Source organism: Desulfonatronum sp. SC1 (genome assembly GCF_003046795.1).
GTDB lineage: Bacteria > Desulfobacterota > Desulfovibrionia > Desulfovibrionales > Desulfonatronaceae > Desulfonatronum.
Genome location: NZ_PZKN01000018.1, coordinates 32,215 through 50,012, shown reverse-complemented (window position 1 = coordinate 50,012; position 17,798 = coordinate 32,215). Strand labels below are relative to the sequence as shown.

General features: G+C 60.0%; 14 protein-coding genes. 6 read left to right on the top strand and 8 right to left on the bottom strand.

The window, feature by feature from the left end:
• Window positions 1-29 precede the first annotated feature (29 nt).
• The 5 genes from C6366_RS10990 to C6366_RS10970 all read right to left on the bottom strand — a co-directional run bounded on the left by C6366_RS10990 (window position 30) and on the right by C6366_RS10970 (window position 4,401).
• Entirely contained in the window at window positions 30-770 is a 741-nt protein-coding gene (locus C6366_RS10990; protein ID WP_107737908.1) for an amino acid ABC transporter ATP-binding protein, read from the bottom strand.
• The gene (locus C6366_RS10985; protein ID WP_107737906.1) at window positions 757-1,584 is read right to left on the bottom strand and encodes an amino acid ABC transporter permease; all 828 of its coding nucleotides are present in this window, start codon (window positions 1,582-1,584) and stop codon (window positions 757-759) included. Before C6366_RS10985 ends, C6366_RS10990 begins: the two co-directional genes overlap by 14 nt.
• Window positions 1,585-1,690: 106 nt before the next feature.
• Window positions 1,691-2,434: a basic amino acid ABC transporter substrate-binding protein gene (locus C6366_RS10980; protein ID WP_107737905.1), complete on the bottom strand. Its 744-nt coding sequence runs from the start codon at window positions 2,432-2,434 to the stop codon at window positions 1,691-1,693.
• Window positions 2,435-2,551: 117 nt separating this feature from the next.
• Window positions 2,552-3,547, bottom strand: coding sequence for a DUF362 domain-containing protein (locus C6366_RS10975; RefSeq protein ID WP_233248467.1), 996 nt, complete (start codon window positions 3,545-3,547; stop codon window positions 2,552-2,554).
• Window positions 3,548-3,549: 2 nt separating this feature from the next.
• Window positions 3,550-4,401: a rhodanese-like domain-containing protein gene (locus C6366_RS10970; protein WP_158269743.1), complete on the bottom strand. Its 852-nt coding sequence runs from the start codon at window positions 4,399-4,401 to the stop codon at window positions 3,550-3,552.
• 161 nt (window positions 4,402-4,562) lie between these two features.
• Between C6366_RS10970 and C6366_RS10965 the strand changes: the two genes are divergently transcribed.
• The 6 genes from C6366_RS10965 to C6366_RS10940 all read left to right on the top strand — a co-directional run bounded on the left by C6366_RS10965 (window position 4,563) and on the right by C6366_RS10940 (window position 13,708).
• Complete coding sequence (locus C6366_RS10965; protein ID WP_107737902.1) at window positions 4,563-5,219, top strand: site-2 protease family protein; 657 nt, start codon at window positions 4,563-4,565, stop codon at window positions 5,217-5,219.
• A 68-nt stretch (window positions 5,220-5,287) separates the two neighbouring features.
• On the top strand, window positions 5,288-6,310 hold the full coding sequence (gene trpS, locus C6366_RS10960) for a tryptophan--tRNA ligase (protein WP_107737900.1): 1,023 nt from the start codon (window positions 5,288-5,290) through the stop codon (window positions 6,308-6,310).
• Between the two features lie 52 nt (window positions 6,311-6,362).
• Window positions 6,363-7,526 (top strand): lipopolysaccharide assembly protein LapA domain-containing protein, encoded by a 1,164-nt coding sequence (locus C6366_RS10955; RefSeq protein WP_107737899.1) that lies wholly within the window; start codon window positions 6,363-6,365, stop codon window positions 7,524-7,526.
• A gap of 158 nt (window positions 7,527-7,684) precedes the next feature.
• Window positions 7,685-8,890 (top strand): hypothetical protein, encoded by a 1,206-nt coding sequence (locus C6366_RS10950; protein WP_107737897.1) that lies wholly within the window; start codon window positions 7,685-7,687, stop codon window positions 8,888-8,890.
• Window positions 8,891-9,384: 494 nt separating this feature from the next.
• The gene (locus C6366_RS10945; RefSeq protein ID WP_107737895.1) at window positions 9,385-10,569 is read left to right on the top strand and encodes an efflux RND transporter periplasmic adaptor subunit; all 1,185 of its coding nucleotides are present in this window, start codon (window positions 9,385-9,387) and stop codon (window positions 10,567-10,569) included.
• A 16-nt stretch (window positions 10,570-10,585) separates the two neighbouring features.
• Complete coding sequence (locus tag C6366_RS10940; protein ID WP_107737893.1) at window positions 10,586-13,708, top strand: efflux RND transporter permease subunit; 3,123 nt, start codon at window positions 10,586-10,588, stop codon at window positions 13,706-13,708.
• Between the two features lie 104 nt (window positions 13,709-13,812).
• On the opposite strand, the gene C6366_RS10935 is transcribed toward C6366_RS10940, so the two are convergent.
• The 3 genes from C6366_RS10935 to C6366_RS10925 form a co-directional block, all read right to left on the bottom strand.
• Window positions 13,813-14,364: a ferritin-like domain-containing protein gene (locus tag C6366_RS10935; RefSeq protein WP_107737891.1), complete on the bottom strand. Its 552-nt coding sequence runs from the start codon at window positions 14,362-14,364 to the stop codon at window positions 13,813-13,815.
• A gap of 84 nt (window positions 14,365-14,448) precedes the next feature.
• On the bottom strand, window positions 14,449-16,635 hold the full coding sequence (locus C6366_RS10930; protein WP_107737890.1) for a chemotaxis protein CheA: 2,187 nt from the start codon (window positions 16,633-16,635) through the stop codon (window positions 14,449-14,451).
• Window positions 16,632-17,735, bottom strand: coding sequence for an Hpt domain-containing protein (locus tag C6366_RS10925; protein ID WP_107737888.1), 1,104 nt, complete (start codon window positions 17,733-17,735; stop codon window positions 16,632-16,634). The genes C6366_RS10930 and C6366_RS10925 overlap by 4 nt, the downstream gene beginning before the upstream one ends.
• Window positions 17,736-17,798 lie beyond the last annotated feature (63 nt).

The following is a 17,798-nucleotide window of genomic DNA, read 5'->3' as shown; positions in this document are numbered from 1 at the left end:
AGAACCAACCGCTGAACCGTGAACTCACTTCACAAAATCTGGCTCAAAAATTTCTTCAGCCGGGGATGCTCGGGGCGCTCGAAGAAATGGTCCGGCGCACCGACTTCCACGATTTCTCCCTGGTCCATGAACACGATCCGGTCCGCCACCTCCCGGGCAAATCCCATTTCATGGGTGACCACGGCCATGGTCATGCCTTCTTTAGCCAGAGTGACCATGACGTCCAGCACTTCGCCGATCATTTCCGGGTCCAGGGCCGAGGTGGGCTCGTCGAAGAGCATGATCTTGGGGTTCATGGCCAGGGCCCTGGCAATGGCCACCCGCTGCTTCTGGCCGCCGGAGAGTTGGACCGGATAGGCCGCGGACTTTTCCTCGATGCCCACCTTCTTCAACAGGGCCATGGCCCGCTCCTCTGCCTGGGCGCGGGGGATATTCTTCAGTTTGATGGGGGCCATGGTCAGATTGTCCAGAACTTTCTTGTGTGGAAAGAGGTTGAAGCTCTGAAACACCATGCCCATTTCCATGCGAAGGACATTGATGTCGTTTTTTGGGTCGTTGACGTCCTTGCCGTCCACGGTGATGACGCCCCGGTCAATGCTTTCCAAGCGATTAATGGCGCGCAGCAGGGTGCTTTTCCCGGAGCCGCTGGGTCCGATGATCACCACTTTCTCCCCGGCATGGATGTCCAGGGACACGTCGTTCAGGGCTTTGAGGTCGCCGAAGAATTTGGAAGCATTCCGGATGCTGATTACTTGTTCAGCGACGCTCATAGTAGTTCAACCTTTCTTCCATGGTGCTCACGATCTTGGACAGGAGCAGGGTGATCACCAGATAGACCAGGGCGACCATGGTGTACGTTTCGAAGTAGTTGAAGGTCACGCTGGCGAATTCCCGACCGCGGCGCAGGATGTCCGACACCGCCAGGATAGAGACCAGGGAGCTGTCCTTGAGTAGGGCGATGAATTCGTTGCCAACGGGCGGCAAAATGGTCCGCCAAGCCTGGGGCAGAATGACGTAGAACATGGTCTGGGCGCGGTTGAAGCCCAGGGAGCGGGCCGCCTCGGTCTGGCCGTGGTCGATGGACTGGATTCCGGCTCGGAAGACCTCGCCCATGTAGGCCCCGTAGCAGATGCCCATGGCGATCACCGCGGCCACCAGGGGAGGCATGTTCTTCAAAAAAATGAACAGGGCGTTGGAGTCCGGGAGGTTGGCAAAGACCTGGCCCAGGGCGAAATAGATGTAGAAAAGCTGGACTAACAGCGGAATGCCGCGAACCACCTCTACGTAGGTGGAGGCGATCAGGTTGATGACCCTGTTCTTGGAAATCCGTCCCAAGCCGGTGAATAGTCCCAGAACCAGAGCCAAGAGAATAGACAGGATGGTGACCTGGAAGGTGACCACGATCCCGTCCGGGAGAAATTTGAGAACCCGCCAATAGGGATCAGGGCGGGAGATGCACAGATAAGCGATGATGCCCAGGGCGCCGATCAAGGAAATCCACCAGGCACTGAAAAGTCCTCGGTCATGCCTGCGCGGCAGGGCCGCTCCGTCTCCCACGTCAATGACGACTTGTTTTTCGGCCATCGTTTACCTTTGGCGTCGATTGAGGATTCAACAAGGAGAGAATCCCTCTTGCCGGAACGGCATGGCTTCCGGCAAGAGGGAGATGGAATCGTTCAGAAGTGCCGGGCTATTCCCCGCCGAACCATTTCTTAAAGATTTGGTCGTATTCCCCGCTGGCCTTGACCGCTGCCAAGGCGTTGTTGATCAGTTCCAGGGTTTCCGTGTCACCCTTTTTCACGGCAAAACCCAGGTATTCCGGCTCGTCCGGCTCGATCAGGAACGCCAGGTTCAGGTTCTTGGAGAAATTTTCGTTGGTCAGGGCGTAGTCCGCGGCCACGGCGTCGTCGGCAATCACGGCGTCCAGACGGCCATTGGCCAGATCAGTGATGGCCAAACCCACTTCGTCATAACTTTTGGCGTTGTTTCCGGCAATGCGCATGGCGGCGAAGTAGCCGGTGGTGCCGATCTGCGCGCCGAGGGTTTTCCCGGCCAGGTCGGCCTCGGTCTTGATGTCCGAGCCGTCCCGGACCACGACGCCCTGCTTGACCTCAAAGTAGGGGTCGGAAAAATCCATGGCGTTCTTGCGTTCCTCGGTGATGGACACTGAAGAGGAGATGGCGTTGTAGCGCCCGGAGGCCAGTCCCGCGAAAATGCCGTCCCAGGCCGTGTTCTGGATCACGGCTTCGAATTCCCCGGCCTTGGCCATGGCATTGACCAGATCCGGCCCGAATCCGACGCATTCGCGATCTTCGCTGATCATTTCCATGGGCGGCCACGTGCAGTCAGACGCGAAGGTGATCGTGCGCTGGGCCCAGGCCGTGGACGTCATTGCCGCCAATAGCAGTCCCGTCAGAAGAAAACGCTTCAACATACTCCAAAACCTCCATTCGTTTGCGTTGAGATGAAAATCATGTGGAGAGAAACACCAACTTCCACACCGTGTGCCTGTAAAGAGTTGGCCCCGTTAGGTCAAGAACTCCATTCATTCTCACCTGCCTGCAGCCACCGCGCGCAATCCCAGCCACACCCGGCGGCACATGCTTTTGACGATCTGCCTGGGGTGGAAGGATACCGGGATGAGGTGGTCCGGGGGCTGGAAGGATGAGAGATCCAGGTCCGCGAGGGAGAGCAGGGGGGTGGTGATCTGGTCCGGATGATGGCCGGACAGTTTTTTTCGACGGGCCTCGCGCCAGAGGGGAACCTGCTCCGGATGCAGGCCCAGGGCCGTGTAGACGGCTGTGTCCAGGGCCACGGGGTTGTCCGAGGCGGCCAGCAGGCCCAGGTGGCAAGGCTGTCCGCTGGCCGGGCCGGAGACGTGCATGGCCGTGACCGCGTCCAGCAGGGAGGTGGTGGGCGGCAGGTGTGGCTGAAGATCCAGGATCAGCGTGGCCAGGTCGTCGCCTTGGCCGTGGCGCATGTGGGCCAGGGCCTTGCGCACCCCGCAGACGCATCCGAACAGGTTTTTGGCCGCGGCGGTGATGAACATTTGAGAGTGGGCCTTGAGCCGGGGCAGGTTGAGCAGCAGGTCGGCCTCCAGGACGTGGCGGGAGATGCCCACCTGGAGGCCGCTGGCCTGGAGGTCACTGGAGAGTCGTGTGGCAACCGGCCGGTTCAGATTGCGCACCGGCACGGGCAGATCGCGCAAAGCCTCGGTCAGTCCAGCGGCCCGGGCCACTTGCCCGGCGGTGCCGAAGGCCGGGGAATCGCCCACCTGGACGCGGACGCCGTGATCCAGCAGCAGGATGCAGACGGCCCGGACCACCTGTGGATGGGTGCAGGAGAGATGGGCCCGGCGGGAGGTGACCAGATTGGGCTTGACCAGCACCGTGTCCCCGGGACGAAAGACGCGGCCCAAAGCCTTCCAGCAGGCCTGAATGGACTCGGCCAACCGGTCCGGCTCGTAAGCCGGGCAGCGGGTCAGGGCCACGGGGATGAGCGGCACCTGTTGATGGGTAGTTTGTTGCATGTCCGCGGCGGAGCGCATTGTCACGCCGCGCACTCCGGTAAGAGCCGGACCAGCAGACGCTGGTGCTTCAGTTCGTCCTCGGCCAGTTCCAGAAAGACCGGTTCCAGTTCCGTTCCCGCATGGACTCCGGCCAGGTTCTTGTACAGGTCATACGCCGCGGTCTCGATCATCAGCGCCAGTTCGGTCACGGACAGGCAAAAGTCGCCGTCCGTCCCGTCGGGGCCAAGGCTGCCGAGTCGCGCCACGACGGCTTCCAGCGACTCCCCGCCCTCTAGAATATCCCCGCTCAATCCATCGAAACAGGTTTCAAAATTCTGATGGGCATACTCCGCGTCGGCGCGTTGCAGGCGGTGGAAGATCACCCGGGCATGGGTGCGTTCCACCTTGCCCAAGGTCGCCAGCGTCGCGGCCATTTTCGGAGATGTGGCCTTGCTTTCCGCGGCTTGGTAAAATAGCTGGGCTGCTTTTTCCAGTTCCATGGCCCGCAGCAGGGCTTGGGACGTGGTATCAAACGATTCCCGGCCCGGGGCGAACACTTCCAGCCGAGGCATGTCGGCCAGAGGGCGGCCTTCCCAGGCCGTGAATCCGCCGATCAGGTTCAGGATGCGGGTACCCGCGGGCAGGTTGGCCTGGGCCAGGTTGGCCGCAACCTGAGAGCGCGCGCCGCTGCGGCAATAGAAGACAAGGTTTGGGGTCGTAGCCAGTTCGTCCAGATGGCCTTCAATTTCCGGCAGAGGCAGCAGCCGGGAGCCGGGGATATGGCCCTCCCGGTATTCGCCAGGCTGGCGGACGTCCACCAGGGTATACTCGGCTTCTTTCAGCTTGGCGCTGAACGCGGGAAGTTCCTCGGGGTAGATAGATTCGATGGGCATAGTGGTGTCCTTATAGTTTGCGAGGATCAAAGGAAAATTCCCGCATGGCGTGAAAACATAGCCGACATGCTTGAGGTTGTTCAAGGTGGGAAGCCGTCCCGGTACCAACCGGCGAGGCCATTTCTTGCCTCTATCGGTCAAGCGTGGTAATCTGATGAAATATGTACGACATAGCATCTTTCATCCGCGAACTGGCGATCATGGCCGTGCCGGTGCTCATCGCCATCACCTGCCATGAAGCGGCTCACGGCTACGCGGCATGGCGCTTGGGTGACCCCACCGCCAAGCACGCCGGACGACTCACCCTCAACCCCATCCGCCACGTCGATCCCGTGGGCACGATACTCTTTCCGCTGATTCTCGTCCTGATCAAAAGCCCCTTTCTTTTCGGCTGGGCCAAGCCGGTTCCGGTTGATCCCCGCTACTTCCAAAACCCGGTCAAAGGGATGATGCTGGTCTCCCTGGCTGGTCCGGGTACCAACTTTGCCCTGGCATTGGCCTTCGCCTTCCTGTTCCACGCCTTGATCTTTCTGGCCGCGACACTCGGGGGGGCAGGGATGAGCGTGATCGAGCCGCTGGCCCTGATGGCCCAGTATGGGGTGCTCGTCAATCTGATTCTTGGTATTTTCAACCTGCTTCCGATCCCACCGCTGGACGGCGCGAAGATCCTGGCCGGGTTTCTACCCGCCAGCGGCGTTCGTATGATCTACGGTTTTGAGCGTTACGGATTTGTCGTCATCATTTTGTTGTTGATGACCGGCGTGCTGCAAAGCGTCCTGCTGCCGATGGTCAGATTCTTTACCAATATCTTGCTTTGATCGATTCATTTGAGCAGATCGAGTTTTTTAGACTGTTTTAACCACATTTCTTGAGGAAGATCGGTTTCATGTCCACGACCCCGCAACGCATTGTTTCCGGAATGCGGCCTACCGGGCCGCTGCACTTGGGCCATTACTTCGGCGTACTCGTCAACTGGATCGCCCTGCAGGAAGAGTACGAGTGCTTTTTTTTCGTGGCCGACTGGCACGCCTTGACCAGCGAGTACGCCAGCCCGGGCAGGATCAAGCAGTTCGTTCCCGAATTGGTCATGGACTGGGTGGCCGCTGGACTGGACCCGGAAAAATGCACGATGTTCCTGCAGTCCCAGATCAAAGAGCATGCCGAACTGCAATTGCTGTTGTCCATGATCACCCCCCTGGGCTGGCTGGAGCGCAACCCCACCTATAAAGAAGTGAAAGGCGAACTCGAGGGCTCCAAGGACTTGAGCACCTACGGTTTTTTGGGCTATCCGGTGCTCATGGCGTCGGACATCCTGATTTACCGCCCTCAGCTCGTTCCAGTGGGCCAAGATCAATTGCCGCACCTGGAGCTGACCCGGGAAATCGCCCGGCGCTTCAACTTCCTTTACACTCCGCTCTTTCCGGAGCCCCAGGCCAAACTGACCGAGGCGCAGAAGCTCCCCGGCCTGGACGGCAGGAAGATGAGCAAAAGCTACGGCAACGCCATCCATCTTTCGGAATCCATGGAGCAGGTCACGCCGAAAATCATGAGCATGCTCACGGACACCAACAGGATGCGCAAAAAAGACCCCGGCAACCCGGATCAATGCAACATGTTCCCCTACCACATGCTGATGACGGATGCCGCTCAGCGCTCCGAGATCGTCTCCGGCTGCACCCAGGCCACGTTGGGATGCGTGGACTGTAAGAAGCTGCTTTTACAGAGCCTTGGAGAATTTCTGGAGCCCATGCGGGAACGGCGGGCCTCGTTGGAAGCCCATCCGGCACGGGTTTGGGAGATGCTGGAGGCCGGCAATCGCAAGGCCCATGAGCAAGCCTTGGAGACGCTGACCCTTGCCCGGGAGCGGGTCAATCTGGAATACAAGGAACTGGCCGCCCTCCAGGCCTGAGACCGAGTTTTTATCGGGCATTGTTTCGTGAAGCCGGGAATATGGAGCCGATATGAAGCACGTCAAAATTCTGTTCTTCCTTTTATTCTGCGTGGCAATCGCCATGGGCGCGGTGCAAAACGCGGAAATCCTGTCCCTGTCCCCGGCCCCGCCCATGGTGGTCCATTGGCCGGGGTTGTTGTCCGTGGAGTTCAGCCTGCCCTTTTTTGTCCTGATCCCGATTCTTTTCGCGGCGGGGTTCATGTTGACCAGCCTGTCCTACCTGAGCGAGCATTTCCGCCTGAAACGCTCGGTGGCTGAATCAAAGAGAGAACTCGCGGACCTTGAAAGCGAGCTAAGCCCTGAACCGGAGCCGGAATCAAAGCCGGACCTTGAGCCAGATCCTGGACAAGAGCCGAAATCCGATTCGTCATTTGAAACCACCGAACCGGAAGAGCAACGGAGAGACTCGTCGGCGACATGGCGACGAGGGGCTGTTGCCGCCGAGATATCTTCCACGGAATCCTCCTCGCAAACCCTTCAGATTACCATGGAGTCCACGATGGAAAAGACATCCTCCACGCCTGAAACGGAAGAGAAGCTTGTCTCCGAGAATGATGAACGGAACGCTTCCGGAGATGATAACATTGAAACGTCTTCCACAGCCCCTTTCACAGCTTCGGGAGAACTCCAATCTCCCGCTGCTCCGCAAGCCGATGATGCGTCTGCGGCCACCGGGAAATTCAAGGAGGACGAAGTCCTGGAACGTCCTTCCGGTCCAGGGTGGGGGGCCGTCCTGTTCCTCTCCGCCGCCTTGGCCTTGGTCGTCAGCAGCGGGGTCTACATCGTTCTCAACAGTCAAGTGAGCAAGATGGCGGAGCAACTCGGCGATCTGCACATTCAAAGCGGCCACATGGCCTCGACCCAGGAAGAGATGGGGCGGATTTTGGAATTGGAACGGGTTGCCGTGCGAGATGAACTCGAATCACTGGGGCAGGGCCAGAAGCAATTGGGGGCCGGGGTAGAGAACCTGGAAGAGCAGATGTTGGCCTTGCAGGCCCTGCCGGAGATTGTTCGCAAACAGCTTGTGGCCGGTTTCCTGCGAGACACCGCGGGCAAGACGGCTTTTTTGGGGTCTCAGGTGGAGACGGAGGAGCAACGTGAGACCCTGGAACGTGTTGAGGAGATGCTCCAATCCTTGGCCAAGGAGCTTGAAAACACCGGAGAAGGTCGGTAACCCGATTCGCTCAACCGCTGATCGGATCGTGTTTTTCGCGTCCAAGCCGGTATTGCGACGGATCGCCGCCAGAAGGCGGCTGGAGACAAGGCGTATGCAAAACCGGGTTTCGTCCAACGCTCTTGTCTCCAAAGACATCTAAAGGGGGATGAATCAACGTGTCGAAGCAGAAGACAAGCAAGTCCAGCTCCAGCAAATCCAGTGCAAGCGCCGGTTCGAGCTCGAAGCTTACCAAGGCCGAACTTGAGGCCATTGCCCTTGAGTTTCGCGAAGAGCTGAAAAAGGTCGCCGAGGGGCAGAAGATTTTTCAGGAATCCAGCGGACAGGAACTCGAAGCCTTGAAGACTGGACTGGGGCGCTTGGAACAGAGCCTCGCGGATTTTGACTCCCGGTGGAACATTAACGAGAAACAGCTTCAGACTGTTGGAGAAATGGCTGTTCTGGGTCAACAGCGTCTGGACAAGGAACTCGCGGTCCTGGAAAATCGCCCTTGGAAGAAGACCGTCGAGGAACTGCGGAGTGCTCTCAAGGCAAGTACTCAAAGCATTGCTGGCCTGGAAAAGAGCTTGCGGAAGGAACTCGGCGAGCTGAAGAAGACGGCCCAGGGTGCCGCTCAAAACGCTTCTCAGGACGCCACTCAACGGGTGGCCAACCTGGAAAGCCGGATGGCGGAGCAGGCCGCCAATCTTCTCGTTGATCGGGAGCAGGACATCCTTGCCCTGGGGAGCCGTGTGGACGCTCGCCTGAATGCACTGAAAAGCGCTCTGGAAGAGCGTGCCGCAAACGAGGATGAGCGCCTGGCTGTATTGGAAAAGGAACACGCCGCCCTGGCCGACAAGCTCGAGGAATTGTGCGAAGCTGTTCAAAAGCCAGCTCCGGTCCCAACGCCAGAGGGCCTCGCTGCTTCGGCCTCGTCCAAACAAGCCCAAGAAGAATCTCTTTCCGTCGTCGCGGCCAAGCCGGAAAAAAGCGTCCAGGACTGGCTGCGTCAAGCCCGTATGCTTTGGAACGGTCAGCGATACACCAATCCCCAAGCCGCGGCGGATTTTTTGACCCGGGCCTTGGACATTGCCCCCGACAATCCGGAATTGCTCAATGAACGCGGCTTAGCCCTGGCCGACGCCGGGTTTCCGGACAAGGCCGTGACGGACTTCTCCAAGGCCATCCTCCAGGATGCCAGCCTGGCCTCGGCATTCCACAACCGCGGTCTGTTGTACATGAAGATGGACAAGCGTGACCTGGCCTGCCGTGATTTTCGTTCCGCCGCGGCCCTGGGGGACTCCCGTGCCCTGCGCATGGCCCAGGAAACCGGATACTGTGGCGGCTCCGTGTTCAAAAAGCTGTTTCGCGGCGTGATCGATTAATCGAGTTTTCGGCGAGTGCCGCTCCATGTCGCTTTCTGTCCGTCTCTACGGCACTGAACGACGACTCTGTTCAAACCACCCATCATCCCGGTTCGATGTGTCGAGTTTTCGCGGCGCTTCGAGCCGTTTTTTTTGTGTCCCCTCGCGTTCGCATCCGTTGGTGTATACGCCTATCGCCCAGAAACCGCTGGAGATTGAAACGCGGGAGGCACCTGGATAACAGGAGATTGGCCTTCCGACGAAATCCTGTACTGTTAGTGCGGATTATTGCACACTTGTGCAGCGTTGTTGTGCAGTTTTTTGCGCAAGAGGAGGAGGCGATTTAACGCAACTGGATTGTAATATAACGATATTTAACGATCTCAGATTCTGGCACACCCTTTGTATACCATGATCTGCCCTTTTCGACCGTTTCGAAAGGAAGGACATGTTGGTATGCTTTCCCCCATCTCTCTGAATTTCAACCATTGCTTGAACAATCACGGAGCACGACCATGTCTCGACGACCGCGGCGGGTGGTTTTGCCGCTTGTTTTGCTGATCCTTTTCGTCGGCTTGAGCTGGATGACCTACCGGGCACTGCAACCCGACCCCCAACAGCCGGGAACCGGAAGGCCCGCCGGAAGTCCGGCTGTCGCCGTCCAAGCCGCGCCCGTGGAGCTTGGAATTGTTCGTGATATTCGGACCTTTTCCGGCACCTTGTCGCCCCGGGCTCACTTCGATGTCGCATCGAAGATTTCAGGACGGGTGGAAAAGCTGTTCGTGGACGTGGGCGACCCGGTCGGGCGCGGTCAACTTATCGCTCAATTGGAGGACGCGGAGTTCGTGCAGCAGGTGGAGCAGGCTCGGGCCGAGCTGGCCGTGGCCCGGGCCAATCTGGAAGAGGCCCGCAGTGAACTGGACGTCGCGGAAAAGGAGTTTGTCCGGATCGAGTCCTTACGGGGCCAAATGGTCACTTCCCAGGCCGAGCTGGATCTTACTCGCTCCCGGTATCTCGCCCAACAGGCCCGCCTGCGCGTGGCCATGGCCCAGGTCGAACAACGCCAGGCCGCGTTGCGGGCCGCTGAGGTTCGGATGAGTTATGCCCGGATCGAGGCTTCCTGGCCTGAAAACGGCCCCCAGCCTCCACGGGTAGTGGGCGAACGGTTTGTTGATGAAGGGGCGACCTTGTCCGCCAACACCCCCTTGCTCAGCGTCCTGGATGTCAGTGCCGTGCGGGCGGTCTTTCACGTCACGGAACGGGACTATGCCCGGATTCGGGTCGGACAGCAGGCCCTCGTAGCCGTGGACGCCTTGCCCGATCACTCCTTTGAGGGACATGTGACCCGGATCGCCCCGGTCTTTCGGGAGGCTTCCCGGCAAGCCAGGGTCGAACTGGAGCTGTCCAACCCCGAAGGGCTGATGAAGCCGGGCATGTTCGTCCGGGCGCGGTTGGAGTTGTCCCGAGCTGAGAACGCGGTCCTGCTCCCTTCCGCGGCCTTGGTCCGGCGTGATGGCCAACAGAGCGTCTTCGTGATCCAGGACGACGACACGGTCCGGCTGGTTGCCGTGCGGGTCGGCATCTCCGAGGAAGGCATGTCCCAGATCTTGGAGCCCGAAGACCTCTCCGGCGACGTGGTCACCTTGGGGCAGCACCTCCTGGAGGACGGCTCATCCGTCCGCATTGTCACCGACAACTAACCTTACCCCTCCCTCCATGTACATCACCCAACAAAGCGTCTCCCGCCCGATCTTCACCATCATGGTCGTCCTGATCGTGGTGATTCTGGGCGGGGTGTCCCTGTCCCGGCTACCCATCGATTTGATGCCGGAACTGACCTTTCCCACCTTGACCGTGATGACGTCCTACGAGAACGCCAGCCCCGAGGAAATGGAGGAGTTGGTCACCAGGCTGGTGGAGGAAGCCGTGGCCGCGGTTCCGGGAGTGGAAGAGATCACCTCGGTCTCTTCCGAGGGCCAAAGTTCCGTACGGGTTTCCTTTTCCTGGGGCACGAATCTGGACGCGGCGTCCAACGACATCCGGGATCGGCTGGACCGCATCGCCGGTCGGCTGCCCGACTCGGCGGACCGGCCACAGTTGTTCAAGTTCGACGCGGCCCAGTTTCCGATTCTGATCCTTGGAGCATCCAGCCGACTGGACCCGGTGGAAATGCGCCTGGTGATCGACAACCAGGTCAAGCAGCGCATCGAACGGATTCCCGGCGTGGCCGCTCTGGACATTTGGGGAGGATTGGAGCGGGAAATCCAGATCAATGTTGATCCGGACCGGGTCCGCTCCCTGGGGTTTTCTTTGGAGCAGATTGTCCAGGCCGTGCGCGAAGCCAACATCAACGTGCCTGCCGGGACCATTGACCAGGGCCGATTCGAGGTTACCCTGCGTACTCCAGGAGAATTCACCAGCCTGGAGGAAATTCGCTCCACCGTGGTCGCCGTCCGGGACGGGGCGCCCATCTATCTTGGTCAATTGGCCGAGGTCGTGGACGGGCACCAGCGCCAGACCCGGATCATCCGCATCAACGGCGAGCCAGGAGTGCGTCTGGCCGTACGCAAGCAGGCCGGGACGAACACCGTGCAGGTGGCCCAGACCGTGCTTCGGGAGTTGGAACGGATCAACGCGGACTTCTCCCAGCTTCAGATCACGCCGATCATCGACACATCCAAGTACATTCAGCAGTCCATCAAAAACGTCGGACGGTCCATCTTGTTCGGCGGGGCACTGGCCGTGCTGGTCCTGCTCTTTTTTCTACGCAACATTCGCAGCACCCTGGTCATAGCCACGGGCATCCCCATTTCCATCATCGCCACCTTTACCCTGATCTATTTCGGCGGCTTCACCCTGAACCTGATGACCCTGGGCGGATTGGCCCTGGGTGTGGGGATGATGGTGGACAACGCCATCGTGGTCCTGGAAAACATCTACCGGTTGCGGGAACAAGGCGGAGAGGGCAAGGCCGTTGCCGTCCAGGGCACCAACGAGGTTGGAGCAGCCGTGATGGCCAGCACCATCACGACCTTGGTCATTTTTCTGCCGATGATATTTCTGGAAGGGATTGCCGGGGTGATGTTCCGGCAGTTGGCCTACGTGGTGGCCTTTGCCTTGATCTGTTCATTGCTGGTGGCCTTGACCGTGGTTCCCATGCTTTCCGCGCGGTTGCTGCGGCCCACGACCGGGACCGTTTCGCCCATCGTGGGAGTGCGGGGGCGGATGTATGCCTTCAGCGGACGGATGTTCAAGGAGCTGGAGGACGCCTATCTGGATCTGCTGCGCTGGGTGCTGCGCCACAGGATGGTCACCCTGGGGCTGGCCGTTTTGGTGTTCGCCGGTGCGCTGGCCCTGATTCCACGCCTTGGGTCCGAGTTCATGCCCAGCACGGATGAGGGCGAAGTGCGGGTCAATATCGAAATGGAGGTGGGAACGCGGTTAGAAGTGGTGGACACCCAGGTTCGAAGAATCGAGGAGATCGTTTGGAAACAGGTTCCGGAAATCGAAAACATGGTCGTCAACGTCGGCACCTCGGGCTGGCGGGGGGGAGGCGGGTCTCGGGCTGAAATCCGCATGGCCCTGGTTCCGGCTGCCGAGCGGACCCGAAGCAGCGAACAGATCGCCGCGGCCCTGCGTCCGGCCTTGAGCGGGATTCCCGGAACCGTGGTCCGCACTCGGGCCGGTCAGGGCCTGTTTATTTTTCGGATGGGCGCCGGGGATGGGGACAGCATGGTCGTGGAAGTGCGCGGCTGGGAGCTGGACCGCCTGGACGCCCTGGCCGCCGAGGTCGCCGCCCTGATGGAGAACGTTCCGGGCATCACCGACGTCCGGCTCAGCCGCGAGGCCGGGGTGCGCCAGGAACTCTTCCGCATCGACCGGACCCGGGCCGCGGACTTGGGCTTGTCCGCCACCAAGATCGCCCGAACCCTGGAAACCGCCATCGCCGGGAGCCGGGCCGCGAACTATCGGGAGGGCGGCTATGAGTATCGCATCCTGGTCAAGCTGGCCGAGGCCGAGCGGATGGGCATCGAGGATATCCTGGACCTGACCATGCTCAACGCCGCCGGAGAACAGGTCATGCTGCGCAACGTCGTTACCGTGGAGAGCGGTCGCGGTCCGATCCAGATCGACCGCAAGGACCAGCAGCGCATCACCTCGATCTCCGCGGCCATCAGCGGACGGGACCTGGGGGCCGTGGCCGGGGATGTGCGCGAAGCCCTGCGGGAAATCCCGGTCCCCCGGGATTATGAAATCGTTTTTGCCGGGGATTACGAGGAGCAGCAGGAAGCTTTCGGGGAATTGACCCTGGCCCTGATCCTGGCCCTGATCCTGGTATACATGGTTATGGCCTGCCTTTACGAATCCCTGCGCGACCCGCTGGTGGTCATGTTCGCCGTGCCCCTGGCCGCTATCGGCGTGGTCCTGATGCTGCTGCTCTCCGGGACCACGCTGAACGTGCAGAGCTTCATCGGCTGCATCATGCTCGGCGGAATCGTGGTCAACAACGCCATCCTCATCGTGGACCAGTCCTCTAACCTGCGTAAAAACAAAGGATTCTCGCCCATGGACGCCGTCCAGGAAGCCGGACGACGCCGACTGCGTCCGATTCTGATGACCACCCTGACCACGGCCCTGGCCCTGACCCCTCTGGCCCTGGGCTGGGGCGAAGGCGCCGAAGCCCAAGCTCCCATGGCCCGCGTGGTCATCGGCGGCCTAGCCAGCTCATCTCTGATCACTTTGGTGGTTATTCCGGTGATGTATACTTTGTTTTACGGTGCGAAGAGAAGGGAAGGGGACGGCTTGCCCGCGACCGTCGAAGCGGGTGCGCGGCAGTGAGAGCGATGGGTGATTTAGGCGACTCGCTCTAAAAATTGGAGTTTCCTGGGAGAATCGGAAAAGAAAAAGGGCGGCCCGTGCGGGCCGCCCTTTTTGCGTGATGATCAGGCCGCGCCCTGATTGATGACGAAGCCCTTGCCGAAGCCGCCGGTGGAGGCGGAGGTGCCGGCGATTTTGGAGAGGTAGACGTTGCCCAGGTTTTTGATGTGGCCGGCTACGTTGTCGAAGTGGCTGAAGTGGGCCTGTTCCTCGTCGATGATCTGCTCGAAGAGCTTCATGCTGATGCTGTCGCCGTTTTCCCGGCAGACCAGCAGAAACTGGTTGTAGACGTCCACGGTGTTGTCTTCCAGACCGGCGTCGAAGGAGAAGATGGTTTCCACGTCCTGGTTTTTCTGGGTCTTGGCAGCGGGGTCCGTGGTAGGCTCGCCGCCCAGTTCTTTGATTCGCTCGGCAAACATCTCGGCATGACGCATTTCGTCGATGGCGATGAGTTTCTGGTTGGCGGCCAGTTCGCCGTAGTCCATGTCGTCCAGGGCGTAGTGCTGGTTCATGTACTGGGTAATGGCGTGCAGTTCCATGGCCCGGGCCTTGTTCAGGACCTCGATCACCTTGGCCCTGCGTTCCTCTTTGCTTGCAGAAAGGGTCGCGCTTTCCATGACGATTTCTCCTTGACTGAAGATTTGGTTTACTTGGCTGTCGACTTTACCGACTTCCGTATCGTAGTTCCAATGCTTTCAATGTCAATGCGGAGGGTTGGCTCGTCGGTTTCGGCCCGCTCCGGCGTCTTCGTGGCGTTCCAGCTCGGTGACCAGGGAGACCACGTCCAGAATCAGGGCCAGGGCCCCGTTGCCCATGATCGTGGCTCCGGAGAGGCCCTTCATCCCGTTGAACACACGGCCCAGGCCTTTGATCACGGTCTGGAGCTGACCCACGATGCTGTCCACGACCAGTCCGACGCGGCGGTTGCTGGCCTGGACCACCACCACCTGTTCGATTTCCGGCCCCGTGGAACCCATGTGGTACCAGTTGCGCAACACCAAGCAGGGCAGCAGTTCGCCTCGTACGTCGTAGGCCTTGGCGATGCGCTCGGGTTCGGCGTCTCCGCGCTGGATCTCGACGCATTCCAGGACATCGGAAAGCGGGATGACGTAGTATTCATCGCCCAGGGTCACCAGCAGGCCTTCGATGATCGCCAGAGTCAGAGGCAGGCCGATGCTGATGGCCGTGCCCTGGCCGGGGCGGCTGTCGATTTCCACCGTGCCCTTGAGGGATTCCAGAGAGCGCTTGACCACGTCCATGCCCACCCCGCGGCCGGAAACCGCGGTGACCTTTTCGGCCGTGGAAAAGCCGGGGGTGAAAATCATTTGGAGCACGTCCCGGTCCGAAGGCCGGGCATCGGTCCTGGCCAGGCCCCGCTCCACGGCCTTGGCGAAGATCTTGTTCGGGTCGATGCCCCCGCCGTCGTCCTCGATGATGATCCGCACCTGCCCGGCGCTTTGCATGGCGGAGAGGGTGATCGTGCCCTTGGCGGGCTTGCCCTGGGCCTGACGGATTTCGGCGGATTCGACGCCGTGGTCGATGCTGTTGCGCAGGATGTGCACCAGGGGGTCGCTGAGTTTTTCGATGACCGTCTTGTCCAGCTCTGTATCAGCGCCGTTGGTCTTCAGTTCGATTTCCTTGTCCAACTCCGAAGATAAGTCCCGGACCAGGCGGCGGAATCTGTTGAAGGTCGAACCGATGGGCAGCATGCGCAGGGACAGGGTCCGTTCGCGCAGATCGCCGCTCAAGCGTTCGATTTCCTCGCTGACCGAGGTAAGCAGGGGGTTGTGCAGTTCGGATTCGATCTGTTTCAGCCGGGCCTGGACAATGACCAACTGCCCGACCAGATCGACCATGTCGTCCAACTTGGTGGTGCTGACCCGGATGGAGGCGATCTCCTCGGCCTTGACGCCGCCGGCAGGAGGGGCTTTGCGCGGCTCAGCCTTAGAAGCGGCCTGGGGCGGAACGGGGGGAGCAGTGGGTTGGGGAGAAAGAGCCGTCGGGGAGGTTGGCTCGGGAGCGGATGGTGTTTCAGCGGGCTCGGGCAATTCGAATTCGGCATCCTCGTCGCCCAGGGGCGGAGTGGAAGACCGGCCAGCCGCAGCCAACAGCTCGGAGACTTGCACGTTCTGGGCCTGCCGGAGCTTGGCCGTCTCGTCGGCGTCGATCTCCCGAAAGAGGCTCACGTCCCCGGGGTCGTCCAAAAACAGAAACTCGTCCCTAATAGCATCCTCGTCCGCATCGGTGCGCAGAATCACGTCCCAACTCGTGGCGCACCGCGACGGTTCCAGGCTGTCCAGCGTGGGGATATGTTCCGGAGACGCATGGATCTCGCAGGAACCGAGCTGTTGCATCTGGCTGAGGAAGTCCAAGGGGTCCAGGGCGTCGAAAGGTTTATCCGCGGGGTGGTAGTGCAGGTGATACAGCCTGATTGGCGCTTGGGCCCCGGGACCGGCTTCGCCTCCGGTGGGACAGCCCTCGGGAGCGGAGTCCGCGACCAGGGAAGGAGGTTGCTCGGATGCATTCAGTAATTGTTCCAGGTCCGCCAGTATCCGAGGTGTTTTGTCTGCCGGCAGGCCTTTTTCCGGATTTTTGAGGTAGTCAATCAGAAGATCCTTGTAGCGAAAGCAGACGGAAGCCAGTTCGGGCGTATAGGGAATTTTCACGGACCGGACCAGGTCGAACAGGGTTTCCAGGTCGTTGGTCAATTCACGAACATCGTCCAGGCCGACAATGCCCGCTGATCCTTTGATGGTGTGCAGGGCGCGAAAAATGCGATGTACACCGTCGATGTTGCCCGGGTCTGTCTCCAGTTCCAGCAAGGCGGTCTCCAGTTCCGCCAACAGCTCCCGGCATTCATCGATGAACATTTGGAAAAGCGCGCTCATGATCCGTTTTCCAGCATCCAGGCAAAGCCGAATTTTTGGAATTGCTCGCGAAGCTCTTGGGCGATGACGACCGACAAGCCGCGATTCAGGCCGGCGCAGGTTTTTAGGGCTGAGGCCAGGGCTTGCAGGCTTGCGGCATCCACATGCCGGGTATCGCTCATGTCCAGACGCAGATTTGCGTTATTGGGCGGAGCTTCGAGAAAGCAGCGGCGAAACTCATCAATTTGAGACAGCTCGAACCGCTCCCCAAACAGCAGGACGGCTTGAGAGTCCTCCATCTTCCAGGGTGAATCGTCGCCCAGGGTGCATGCCTGCGGGGGGGCGGCTTTTTCGCCTTGCGGAGATTGAGTCTGGAACATGGATTTTTCCAGTTCCCTGATCCGTTCCGCCGGAACGTCGATCAACATCCCGATCACATCCGGATCGATGATCGAGGCGAACAGGACGTTCAGTGGGATACGCTGGGCAAAGCCGTCCTCCAGGGTACCCGTGGCATCAAAGTCCACCTTGCAGTCCAGGATCAAGCCGGAGTCCTGGAGGGTCTTGATGATGTCGTAGGGCGTCTTGTCCTTGCGGTGAATGTCGTGGATCAGGTCGAATTCGATGTGGTAGAGGAACTTGCCGCCCTTGAGCCCCTGGTCCAGGGTGAACATGTCCACGTCGAAAATGGATTGGCCTTTTGGCGAGGGCAGGCTCATGGCCGTTTCCGTGCCGAGCTTGACCTCCGGAGTGAGCAGCCCTTGAACGCGGGACAGCATGTCGGAAATGTCCAGACACTCGCTGCTTCCGGGGTCGTTGACCATGGCGTTGAGCTGATCGAAGCCTTCCAGCAGGATCTGGCAGGTGGGCCGATCCGGGCGCAATTTCTGGTCGCGCATCAGATGCAGGGCGTTTTCCAGTTTGTGGGCCAGGGAACCGATGGCGTTCAAGCCGAAAAAACCGGCCGCGCCCTTGATGGAATGGGCCGTTCGAAAAATCCGGTTGATCAATTCCTCATCATAGGCTCCTTCCAGGTCTTCCAGAGCCATGATATCGGATTCGATGCTTTCCAGGTGTTCCTTGGAATCCTCGATAAATGCGGCCAACAAATCGTCAGACATATGCGGGTCTCACTGTTTGGGGTCAGGGGCGGCGGTCGCCGTTGCGGCGAGCGGATGCGGACC